Annotated in this window: 9 protein-coding genes; 3 read left to right on the top strand and 6 right to left on the bottom strand. The window is 41.5% G+C overall.

The window, feature by feature from the left end; all coding sequences use genetic code 11:
• Window positions 1–92: 92 nt before the first annotated feature.
• Window positions 93–893: an alpha/beta fold hydrolase gene (locus M0R79_RS07700; protein ID WP_248417154.1), complete on the top strand. Its 801-nt coding sequence runs from the start codon at window positions 93–95 to the stop codon at window positions 891–893.
• A 125-nt stretch (window positions 894–1,018) separates the two neighbouring features.
• On the opposite strand, the gene M0R79_RS07705 is transcribed toward M0R79_RS07700, so the two are convergent.
• The 3 genes from M0R79_RS07705 to M0R79_RS07715 all read right to left on the bottom strand — a co-directional run bounded on the left by M0R79_RS07705 (window position 1,019) and on the right by M0R79_RS07715 (window position 5,150).
• The gene (locus tag M0R79_RS07705) at window positions 1,019–2,329 is read right to left on the bottom strand and encodes a nucleobase:cation symporter-2 family protein (protein WP_092571311.1); all 1,311 of its coding nucleotides are present in this window, start codon (window positions 2,327–2,329) and stop codon (window positions 1,019–1,021) included.
• Between the two features lie 191 nt (window positions 2,330–2,520).
• The gene (locus M0R79_RS07710) at window positions 2,521–3,873 is read right to left on the bottom strand and encodes an FAD-dependent oxidoreductase (RefSeq protein ID WP_248417153.1); all 1,353 of its coding nucleotides are present in this window, start codon (window positions 3,871–3,873) and stop codon (window positions 2,521–2,523) included.
• A gap of 380 nt (window positions 3,874–4,253) precedes the next feature.
• Window positions 4,254–5,150 (bottom strand): YsnF/AvaK domain-containing protein, encoded by an 897-nt coding sequence (locus tag M0R79_RS07715; protein ID WP_092571306.1) that lies wholly within the window; start codon window positions 5,148–5,150, stop codon window positions 4,254–4,256.
• Window positions 5,151–5,431: 281 nt separating this feature from the next.
• Between M0R79_RS07715 and sdaAA the strand changes: the two genes are divergently transcribed.
• Window positions 5,432–6,991, top strand: coding sequence for an L-serine ammonia-lyase, iron-sulfur-dependent, subunit alpha (gene sdaAA, locus M0R79_RS07720; RefSeq protein WP_248417152.1), 1,560 nt, complete (start codon window positions 5,432–5,434; stop codon window positions 6,989–6,991).
• 492 nt (window positions 6,992–7,483) lie between these two features.
• Here sdaAA and M0R79_RS07725 read toward each other — a convergent pair whose 3' ends face one another.
• Entirely contained in the window at window positions 7,484–8,017 is a 534-nt protein-coding gene (locus M0R79_RS07725) for a YbaK/EbsC family protein (RefSeq protein ID WP_248417151.1), read from the bottom strand.
• A 185-nt stretch (window positions 8,018–8,202) separates the two neighbouring features.
• On the opposite strand from M0R79_RS07725, the gene M0R79_RS07730 reads away from it, so the two are divergent.
• Window positions 8,203–9,021, top strand: a complete 819-nt coding sequence (locus M0R79_RS07730; RefSeq protein WP_092571300.1) for an alpha/beta fold hydrolase — start codon at window positions 8,203–8,205, stop codon at window positions 9,019–9,021.
• A 112-nt stretch (window positions 9,022–9,133) separates the two neighbouring features.
• Here the strand turns inward: M0R79_RS07730 and M0R79_RS07735 are convergent, their stop codons facing one another.
• Window positions 9,134–11,569, bottom strand: a complete 2,436-nt coding sequence (locus M0R79_RS07735) for a flavocytochrome c (protein ID WP_092571298.1) — start codon at window positions 11,567–11,569, stop codon at window positions 9,134–9,136.
• 11 nt (window positions 11,570–11,580) lie between these two features.
• Window positions 11,581–12,186: an NADPH-dependent FMN reductase gene (locus tag M0R79_RS07740; protein WP_092571296.1), complete on the bottom strand. Its 606-nt coding sequence runs from the start codon at window positions 12,184–12,186 to the stop codon at window positions 11,581–11,583.
• Window positions 12,187–12,383 lie beyond the last annotated feature (197 nt).

The following is a 12,383-nucleotide window of genomic DNA, read 5'->3' on the forward strand; positions in this document are numbered from 1 at the left end:
TGTTGAGGGACAATTGGACAACTTTCTGCTAAATTTTAGGTCAATTATGGTATACTCAGACTATGATTAAAATTCTATGAGGAGATTGACCGATGCAAGAAAAAACTTTAATCTTTAACCAAGAACCGATTCGCTACTGGCGTCAACCTGGAAAAGATCATCACCCAACTCTATTTTTTACCCATGGTTTATTATGCAACCACACCATGTTCCAGGAACAGTATGATTATTTCAAAGGTTGGTCGATCTTGACCTGGGATCTGCCCTTGCATGGGGTCAATAAAGGATATACTGATTTCTCCTATGTGGAAATGGCTGAGATGATGGATCAAATTTTGCAGCAAGAAAATATTTCCCAAGTCATCCTCATTGCCCAATCACTCGGTGGCTTCTGCGCCCAAATTTTTGCTGAGCGATTCCCGCAAAAAGTATTTGGACTTGCTGGTATCGGTATTGGTCCGCTTGGTTTGCAGTATTATAACTCGATCGATCAATGGTGGTTAAAAAATACCGGTTGGATGAGTTCTTTTTTGAATCCCCAGGACTTAAGGCAGAGTATCGCTCTTTCTGCTACTTATTCCCATCAAGCTCATAAGAAGATGCTAGCCATGTTAGAAAATTATCAAGACCACGAGATTCTGGCCACCACTGATATCGCTTTTAAGACCCTATTGAAAGAGAATCATAATATTCAACGTCAGCATCCGACTCTACTCATCTTAGGCGAACATGATGATCTGGGAAAGATTAGTCAATACACCCGCCAATGGCACCAAGAAGAAGGTATTCCATTAAAGATGGTGGTCGATGCCGGTCACAATGCAAATATGGACAACCCGATGGCCGTCAATCGTCTGCTGAAAGAATTCATTCTGGACTTAATTTATCCTTAACCCTAAAAATCTAGCTTGAACTAGCTAATGACATTGATATAAAAAAGACGGTATGGCTCAACAAACGCGAAAGATGACTCTTTCAGACTTGTTGTAGCATATCCGTCTTTTTTTTATTATTATACTTATTGGTGTTTTTCTTTAAGTACTATGTTTAAGATTAAGGCCGCGATGGTTCCAGTAGAGATACCTGAAGATAAAATCATCTTCAAGGCATTAGGCAATTGAGCCAGAATTTCAGGTTTAACTGTTACCCCGATTCCCAGCGCAAATGAGACAGAGATAATGAGCAGTTCTCGATCACCCAGTTCTATGCTGGCCAAGGTTTTAATCCCTTGGGCCGCGACCAGACCAAACATAATCACACCGACACCCCCTAAGACAGGCGAAGGCATCACCGCAATTAAGGCCGAAAGTTTAGGAAAGACACCGAGGAGGGCGAGAATAAATCCGGCCAGGGCCATAACATGACGACTGGCTACCTTGGTTAAGGTAATGAGACCCACATTTTGTGAGAAAGCTGTATTAGGACCGGCACCGAATAAACCAGAAATAAAGGAACCCACGCCGTCACACAAGACGCCGGCTGCGGCACGCTCACTGGAAACTTCAACCTTGGAAGCCTCTCCAATAGCCATCATGATTCCCATCGTTCCAATAGTGGAAACCAAATAGGCAGGCACAAAAGATAAGGTCGACGCCCAATCAAAATGCCAACCATAACGCAAAATATTAGGCAAGGCAATCCAACCTGCATTAGCCACCGATTGTAAATCGACCATCCCTAACGGAATACATAGTAGATAACCTACGACCATTCCAACAAAGACCGAGGCCGTCTTCCACATTCCCTTACCATAATAATTTAAGGCTAGTGTAAAGACCATAATAGCAAAGGCTACCCCTAAATTCTTTAGAGAGCCATAATCAGCTGAGCCCACTGAGCCGGCAGCCCAATCCACACTGACTGGAAGTAAGGTAATTCCAATTAAGGAGACAACGGTCCCGGTAATGAGCGGCGGGAAATATTTACGCAGGGGTTTGATAAATCGACTTAAAATAATTTCGACAAAAGCCCCAGTCATCGTGGCAGTTATAATCCCGGCAACACCAAACTTAGCTCCGACATTAATCGAAGGATTCACAAAAGTAAAATCCGTTCCCATCATTCCTGAAAGTCGTGAGCCAATTGGACCCAAGCCACGCGACTGAATCATGGTCGTTAAGCCTGAGGCAAAGATGGTTGCACTTACCATAAAGGCTGTTTCTTGGACTGAGAAATTTAAAGCCGTACATACGACTAAGGGCACCGCGATAATACCTGCAAAGGCCGCTAAGATATGTTGAAAAGCTAAAATAAGCGAGACGGCTAAAGGGGGACGGTCTTCATTCGCGTACAACAAAGATTGATGACTCATTGTTTTATTTTCTTCCATATTGATCCTCCATTCATCACTTCATCCTTATTATAGCTTAATTTTATTTTTAGCCTGTGATTATCCTAATGATAGATAAAATATTTTTATAAATGTTCGTTTTTTAACCGAAAAAACTAGGTTAGCCCTGGATTCATTCATAATGAATTCCCCTGAGCTTAACCTAGTCTAGTAAGTTATGATGAATGGACTTATTCAGCTAATTTGCGTTCTTGTTCCACAGCGGCTTGAGCCAGAATGTTAAGATAGTTCCATGGACGGTCAAAGACTGGTTGGAAGAAGAAGTCAACATAAGCTAAATCTTCGATGGTCATCTTGTTTTGGATGGCTAAAGATAAAGTATTGGCAGAGGCAGTACAGTCATATTTAGACATGACTTGGCCACCGACAATTCGTTGGCTACCTACTTCATAAACTAATTTCATATATAGTTTCTCATTCGTTGGCATAAATTCTGGACGGTAGAAGTCTTCGACATAAACGGTCCGAACATCTAAACCAAAGACTTTGGCAGATCCTTCATTGACACCGGTAGAACCAATATTCCAACCGAATAGATGTAAACCAGACGTTGATTGAGTTCCACGATATTTAACTTTATCGCCGTCAATATTTTTACCAGCTAAAGTTCCCATCCGCACAGCATTGGTTGCTAAAGGAATGTAGGCATGACCATTATTTGGATTGTAATTCACCGCACAGCTATCTCCAGCCGCGAAGACATCTGGAACACTAGTCTTCATATAATCGTCTACAATGATGGCTCCGTTTGGCATGGTTTCTAATTGGTCTTTCACGAGATCATTGTTTGGACGGAAGCCAACACATAAGATAACTAAGTCTGCTTCATACTCTCCGCCACTGGTCACAACTTTCTCAACTTTACCATTGCTACCTTCGAAACGTTGAACCATTTCATTTAAGCGAACATTCACACCACGGTCACGTAAATCATTTTCTAAAATATCTGTAAATTCGGGATCTAGGTATTTATTCAGAATTCGGTCTAAGCCATCCACTAGGGTCACTTCTTTACCCTCAAGGTTAAAGGCTTCAACCAATTCAATACCGATATAACCGCCACCAACAATGACAACTTTTTGAGCGTCCGTTTTCTTGGCAAAGATTTCCTTAGCTTGATTATAGTTCTTACATAATTGGACATTTTCTAAGTCTAAGCCATCTAATGGTGGAATAATTGGCCAAGATCCGGTCGTTAAGATTAATTTATCGAATTGATCTTCAAATTCTTCGCCGGTCTTTAAGTTTTTGACTTTTAAAGTCTTGCCCTTTAAGTCAGCTTCAGTCACATCATGTTCCATATTAACAGTTGCTCCCAATTCTGCCAGTTCAGCTGGGTTAGAATAGAATAATCCTTGTGGATCCTTAACAACCCCGCCAACATACAGAGCAATCCCACAAGATAAGAATGAGATATTATCATTACGTTCATAGACTGTTACTTGGGCCTCTGGATGTTCATTTAATACAGTTTTTACCGCAGAAGTCCCCGCATGGGTACAACCAATTACAACTACTTTCACACTAATTCCCCCTAAAAAATAATAAAGCTAAGTGAATAAAACCTAGCCACTTTCCTTGTTTAGTTTAGCACATTGTTCTTAAAAGTGGAAATATTTCGAAAACTAAATATCGGGGGTAGATTTAACATTATTTCAACCTTCTAAATCAACAAAAAGACACCGAATAATTACCTGAATTAGAAGCTGTTCGCTAAGGATTTCATTTCATGATTTGATTCATTGACACTCATCATTAGCTTTAAAGGTTAGATAAGAATATGTATGAATCATCATGAAGCTCTTGGGTAACTATTCGGTGCTTGATAACTTTTATTGTTCTAGGTCAGCCAGGATAGGTTATTCATTCAATTTATGTTGACTATCGATAAACTAGGGGAATGTTACAAATTTAATCGGTCTTCATCTTCAATATCCACATCACCATCAACATTGATTTCTTCACGGCGAGTGGTATCGGAAACTGTCTCATAATCCGTCTTTTGTACCCGATCAACATTCAATTCATCGGTCACAACAACATCTTTATCTACTACAACTTCTTCTTCTGATACCGGAACTACTATCGTTTCTTCAGTAAATTGGTGGTCTGCATCCGCATCAACATCGGTTGGATGATTGGTCCGCGTAATATGAACTTCTTCGCGACGGATAGGAACTTCTACTGTTTGGGTTTCTTCAACCACTTCTTTACTAATCTTTACTTCACCGGCATCATGTTCGACCGTTCTAGGTCTTAATCGTTCCTCATGTAGGCGAATTGTTTCAGTATCGACATCTTTATTACTATAAGCGATGTCATCTTGGTCTCGTTTAGAAAGTTCGTCATGACTAGCAAAATCTTTCTCACGATAATGAGGATTGCCATCGATTGCAGTCACATCAGCTCTTTGATCGAGAGGCTCTTTGAAATTCATCCCATCGACACCGGCCTCACCCATTCGATAGGCATCTGCTTCATAGTGACTATCTACCAAGACAAGTATTTCTTCTCGGTCAAAGGAATCTTGATAAGCAGTATAGTCAATTTCTTCCTCAGCTGCCTCAGGTTGATCAATACCAAATAATTTGTCAAACCAAGAACGTTTATCTTCCTGAGCCCCATGGGCAAGTTCTGTGGAATCAATGACGTTAATATTAGTATCTAAACGGTCTAAAACATCAGGGTTGGCGGCTAAATGGATAGCACTAGGATCTACACCACGGTTGATTAGTTCATTAATTGCCTTATCGGCTGCATCTGCATTCGGGTAAGTACCATATACAAATCTATTGACCATGATTTTTCTCTCCTTTTCTTTACCAATCTCTCTCGTTCCAACATGTTCTTGTCATGACAAAAAACTAACGACTAATAAATGACTCTTTCATCATTTACTATAACTTTATTATAATGAGAAGGAAGGAATCTTCAAAACATATATTCCCTAACATATTAATGTGTATCTTAGCACAAGATGAGAAGTTGATTAATTCGTTGAAAGTCACTTCTTTTTATTCGCTTTCAGTGATAAGATACAGCTATAATCCGCAAATCAAGAATCATATAAGGAGGCAGATCATGTCTTTTACCAGTTTAAATGAACTGATTCAATTGTGTTCACAACGCCAACAACCGATTTATCAAGTGATGTTGGATACCGAAGTTGAGGCTGAAGGCATTCCCGAAGAAGAAATACTAGCCACCATGGATCAACAACTTCAGGTAATGATTGAATCCGTCCGCAAAGGGACCGAAGAAGTTACCATGACCCGCACCGGCATTGCTGGTGGTGATGGTTATAAATTATCCCGTTATATTCAAGAACAAGCTTCAATTGTCAATCCTGTTTCTTTACAGGTAGTCGCTAATGCCATGGCCGTGAATGAAGTCAATGCATCCATGGGCCGGATTGTAGCCACGCCAACGGCGGGATCAGCAGGGATTCTGCCCGCTGTCTTGGTTCATGCCCTTGATTCGGGAGAATTTAGCCGAGACCAAATTATTAAAGTCATGTTTACCGCTTCAGCACTGGGCTTAGTTATTGCCAACCGCGCTTCGATTTCTGGAGCTCAAGGGGGTTGCCAAGCAGAGATTGGCTCTGCCACCGCCATGGCTGCGGGTGCTTTAGTTGAATTACACGGAGGAAATCCAAGTCAAGCTGCAAATGCAGTTGGTTTGGCCCTTAAGAACTCCTTAGGTCTGGTTTGTGATCCTGTCGCGGGTCTCGTAGAAGTTCCATGTATTACTAGAAATGGACTCCACGCTTTAACGGCCATGGCCGCAGCCGATATGGCCTTAGCCGGAGTGGTATCCATTATTCCACCTGATGAAGTCATAGATGCTATGGATGCGATTGGTAATGAACTTCCTGCTTCTTTAAGAGAAACCGGCATCGGCGGCTTAGCCGGCACACCAACCGGAAAAGAGATTAAAGAGAGAATTTTTGGTTCTGCTTCAGCTTTTGATATTGCTGAATACCATTCAGCCTATGAAATTATTGGCCCAGTCATGGTCGGTCCTTCATCTTCGCATACTGCAGGAGCGGTACGGATTGCCAATGTGGCGCGCCAACTCTTAGGTGAAGAACCTGAAGAGGTTGTTTTTACTTTAATGGACTCTTTCGCTAAGACCTATCAAGGACATGGAACAGACTTAGCCTTAATTGCCGGTATTCTAGGCTGCAATACCAAGGACCCTAATATTGGCCGGGCAAAAGAACTTGCCGAAGAAAGAGGCCTAAAATATAATTTCATCGAAAAAAATCTAGGCCATTATCATCCCAATACAGTACGCATTCATCTTTTTGGTCCTAACAAACAAGTCCAAATTATTGGTTCGTCCATTGGTGGAGGTAAGATTGAAATTCAATCGCTGAATGATCATAAGATGCATTTCTCAGGAGAAAAATTTACCTTGGTCATTAAACACCAAGACCGTATCGGCGTGATTGCCAAATTGACTCAATTTATCGTAGAACAAAATTCAAATATTTCTTTAATGGCGAATCACCGTGCTAAGATTAATGGTCCTGCCATTACCCTGTTAGAATTAGACACACCGATAGATGCCGAAGCGGTAGATGCTTTGGTAGAACGCTGTCCATTTATTGAAGATATTGCGATTGTAAAAGTAGATTAATTTGTGATTTAAGTTTAACTTTTGCAGTAACTAAAATTTTACATCCCAAAAACAAAACAATCGAATCCGTGTACTAGCAAGAGACCGTCCTTCAAAGCTCACGCTTTTCCAGACTAGATCCACTAGACCAGCTCTAAGCAACTTATTGCAAGAGCTGATAAGCTACGTGGATCTTCTTCATTCTTGCGGGTACTGCGGATTCGATCTTTGTTTTTGGCTACTATATTTTGTTGAAAGCTGTCCTTTATTAAACAATCATCTAAATCTTTGATCAAGACACAGGAAAGGCAAAAACTTTTAACACAATATCTAATGAGATTTTTTGTTAGGCCTTGAAGCGGAATAGTAAATATTGCTTTTATGCTATCCTGCATTAAACACCAATTTTAACTCTTTGTTAAAGACACTATAACGTGAAAAAACTTTTAAAACAATTTATAATAAGGTTTTCTGTTAGGTCTTGAATTGGGCTGATCAATACTGGGCTGCCTATCAATCTATTAAATCATCGGCATAGTCCTTGATTTGACTAAAATGTAAATCGTTCCGACCATAGTGATCACTGCCGACGGCTAGGTATTTCCAGGATTTAGCGCCACTATGGGTAAATAATTCTTCAGGACTCAAGCGAATAACGGTATCTCGGCTGCCCGCCGCCGGATAAACCCAAGGATAGCGTCGTAAACTCATATCTAGATATACATCGACGTCATCAGGCAAATTAAATGGGCAGACTCCGCCGACAACGTGTCCCACTCGATCGAAAACTTTCTCATCTTCTAACATCTCAGCCGGTATACCGAAATGAAGTTGGAATTTGTCCGAGTCAATCTTATCATCACTGGAACAAACTACCATAACTAAGCGATCGCCATGATAAAAGATTATGGACTTAGCAATACTGCCCAGATCTGTTCCAACCCATTCTGCAGCTTCTTCGACAGATTCAGTATTTCGAGCGAAACGCTGGATTCGATCATCTAAATTAACTTGGCTAAAATATTTTGCGACAGGTTCGAATGCCATGTCATCTCCCTTTCTATCTTCAATATATTTATTATAGCAGTCGAACTAGCTAATTAGCCACCAAAATCATAGAAAGGGCTTTCATTAAGACTTTAAGAGATTCTCATCATTATTTAATCTTAATATGCTATAATTATTGAATTAAGATGAAAACAAATTGCGATTAGATAGAAAAGGAGTGTCTCATGGAACACCTTATTTTTCACTCAGATTTAGGCGATATCCATTATTGGCTGAGTAAAATCGATGCCAATCGTCCCACTCTAGTTTTTACCCATGGGGTCTTAATTAATCATGAAACTTTTGACCCACAAATTAAATATTTTGCCAAGGACTATAATATTATTACCTGGGATTTACCCCTCCATGGACTTTCTAAAGAATGTACGGGCTTTACCTTAAGAGCTAGCGCTGAGATTATGCAGGGCATTCTTGATAAAGAAGGCATTGATCAAGTGATATTAGTAGGACAATCTCTGGGGGGCTTCTTCTCTCAAGAATTTGCTGACCGCTATCCAGACCGGGTCAAAGCCTTTATCGGCATTGATACAGCGCCTTACGGAAGGCGTTATTATCCGGATAAGCGTCTGATGCAGTTCTTTGAACCCAGCATGTCAAGTCTGACCAGTCTGACCAACCCTTGGCAAATTCCCGAAACCTGGTACACCGCCTTTACCGGCTTATTTGCTGCCTTCACTCCGATGACTTATCAGCGCATGATGAAATGGTTGCAACCCTATTCTGCAGCCGATTTACGTCGGATCTGTCTAGCAGCCTATCAAGCGATTATCAATGAAAATCGGGATATTAAACGCCAACATCCGACACTGCTACTATTAGGTCAATTTGACTGCTTCGGAATTATGATGTACTATTCGCTAATTTGGAATGTTTTGGAACATATTCCACTCCGTATCATTCCTTTTGCGGGCCACATTGCCAATAATGACAACCCTTGGGCCGTTAATCACGAGATTCAAAGCTTTATCGAAAAAGTCGCTTAAAAGCTCCGCTAGTTGCAAAAATAATCATAAAGATAAAAATCCACCCCGTCGCCTAAGTTTCTAGTCTGACTGGGTGGATTATTTATTGAACACTCATTAAATCTATTTATAATTATTTATCATTAGAGACATGTTCTTCCACCGCCATTTGGCCAGCGATGCGACCAAAGGTAAAGATATCGGTTAAGGAATTTCCGCCTAAACGATTTCCTGCATGAATCCCACCAGCAACCTCACCGGCAGCATACAAGCCTGGAATGACTTGACCATCTGCTTGCAAAACATGGGTTTGTGGATCAATGCGTAAGCCTCCCATGGTGTGATGGACAGCAGGTTTTCTTGGCGTGGCATAATATGGAGCGTGCTCGACTTTCAAATCAAAGACATCCTTGCCGAAATCGGGGTCAGATCCTGCATCGACATAAGAATTATAGGTCTTAACCGTCTGTGTCAAGACTTGAGGATCCATACCAATTTGTTGAGCTAATTCTTCCAGACTATCGGCACGATATAAAGTCCCCTCTTCAACTTGCCGGTCTAATTTCTCTTGATTCGTATTGTAAGCTGTTTTGGCAATCTCTTGGTCACCAATCAGATAGAATAGGCCTCCGTTTTCCATAGCGGCTAGGGTGAGAGTATCCCGACCCGCATATTCATTCACAAAACGACGTCCAGATTGATTGACCATTAGGAAATTGGCTGGTGGAACTTGTAAGCCAGAGAAGAGACTACCATCATTAGGATCGGAGACGGGCATCATTTGAGAAAAGCCCATTCCGACTAAATCTGCTCCCACACTTTGCCCTAGACGAATGCCGTCACCGGTAATCGCTGGTGAATTGGATGTCTTTATATCATCATCAATTTCAGGCCAATATGTATTATATTCTTTCAGCATCTTCGTATTGGCTCCAAAACCACCCGAAGCAATAATAACTGCTTTTGCTCGAATGATTAACTGACTTTGATCAGTAGCAGTTGCCTTGACGCCGATGACTTGATTGTTTTCTACTAATAATTCTTGGACAGCAGTATCCGTGATAATCTTGCCACCATGACTTTGAACAAAGTCTTTCAAGGCTGCTACAAATGCATAGCCCTGATTCTTCAGCGGTTTGTGGCCTCGACGCCAGAGCGCCCCCACTGGCATTTCTACATGTTCCATATCGAACTCTACGCCAATCTCACTCAACCACTTGACCGAGTCAAGCGCTCGATCAGTCAAGACTTTCACCAAATCATAATTGCCATAGATTCGATTCCCTTGCAAATCTTGACGCTTACCACCCAGGTAGGTTTGAATTCGGTGCCATAAGGCGGAGTCGAATAAATAGTCTTGGCCAGCTTTTTTATGCGCTAAATAGGTTTGAATTTCTTCTTTTAAAGCTGTAAAGTCCGCTTGATATTCTTTATCAATCTCATTGAGATCTATCTCTAATACTTCAGCTAGACGGTGGGCCTCTCCTGGTAAATCAGCAAAATTCTTCTGCCACTCTGGATCGGCCGCATTCATCGGACCTCCGGTACGAATGGTGTTGCCGCCAACAGCGGGGAATTTCTCGACAACAATGACTTGTTTACCAGCTTGTAAGACACTAGCAGCTGCACTGAGTCCGGCGCCACCAGCACCAATAACAACCACGTCGGTCTCCATTTCTTGTGGCGGATTGCTAGCTTTGCGATAAGATTTTGGTCTTTTACGCATTATCTCAGGATCGGCCCCGGCTAACTCGATGGCCTTGGCCACCCCGTCAACTACACCTTGACTGGTAACCGTTGCCCCTGAAACCACGTCAACATTTAAGGTTTGTCCTTCAATGATCGCTTGCGGAATTCGGCTAAAGGCCACATCAGCGATACCTTCTGATTCGCCTTGGGTATCAATATCAATTTTCTCGATACGATCTGCAGATAGACTGACGGTCATTGGCAAGTCCCCATTATGTCCGACAGCGGTCACTTGATAATTGCCCGGCTCGAAACTAATCTCCTCAGGTAGGGCCAATAAATTGGCCACTTCGACAAAACGCAAGAATTTCTTAAAGCAGGTTTCCAAGAACTTAATCGTGCCGGCATCAGCCAATTGACCTTGATCGGTAAAGGCTTGATGGGCCCGACCTAATAAGAATTCATTGCCCGGCATCACACTGGCATTAACCCCAGGTGCATCCAAAATTTGCCGTAAGTGTAATTGGGCTCTGGAAGATCCTTGAACATCATAAGAAGCGCCCACAATCATAACAGGTTTACCATCTAAGGGATGAATTTGATAGGACAACCATTCAATTAAACTCTTTAAGGCCGACGGAATCGAATGGTTATGTTCAGGCGTGGCAATAATGACACCATCCGCTTGATTAATATTAGCTTGAATGGATTGGATGATAGGGGAATCGGTTTGGTCTTGACTGGCATTAAACAAAGGGACATCTTTAATTTCAAGAATGTCAATGTCAGCTTCTTCTTCGAAATGCCCTTGCATAAATTTTAATAATTTCCGGTTATAAGAATGTTCGGCATTGGTGCCTACGATGGCTAATAATTTCATGCTAATCCTCCTTAGTCCAACTCATAGGGGAATTCAGTATCCACTGAATGCTTAGATCGAATCTGACTGAGTAATTGATTGGTTAGACGCACGAATAAGAGAAATTCATTGAAATTATCCTCCAATTCTTGCCGTTTTTCTTGATCAATCAACTGCCCTTGCTCATCGAAAGCTTGTTTTGAATGTCCTAATAAGAATTCGGCACTGGGCATAATCCTGGCCTTGACTTCCGGAGCATCTAATATTTGACGTAAATGAGCTTGTGCCCGTGACGATCCCAAGGCACCTAATGAAGCGCCGGTAATCATCACCGGTTTATCGATTAAGGAGCGGGTAGTATAAGAGAGCCACTCAATCACTGATTTTAAGGCAGCGGGTATGGAATGGTCATATTCTGGAGTAGAAATAATCACACCGTCTGCTTCCTGAATTTTTTGAGATAATTCTATAATTTCTGGGGGAGCTTGACGGTCTGCTGGCTCATTAAAGGCTGGAATGTCTTTGATCTCGGCCAAATTGATTTCTGCTTGCTCGGCGAAATGCTGGGCCATATATTGTAATAAGGTCCGATTCGTCGAAACATCGGCGTTATTACCCACAATTGCTAATAGTTTCATCCATCTCTTCCTTTCTATCCTCTAAAACTTTGATAAATTCTCTTTCCCTTGACCCCCTTCTCATCCTATTATAATCCAAGGACAGAATTTGTGTAGATATTAGACTTATTTATGAAGAATTAACTGAGATTGACATTATTGAGTCATTAAAGCTAGATCTGTGCTATAATGGGCTCACTTCAGATAAATCTATAAAT

Origin of the sequence: Ignavigranum ruoffiae (assembly GCF_023195815.2) — a bacterium.
Classification (GTDB): Bacteria; Bacillota; Bacilli; order Lactobacillales; family Aerococcaceae; genus Ignavigranum; species Ignavigranum ruoffiae.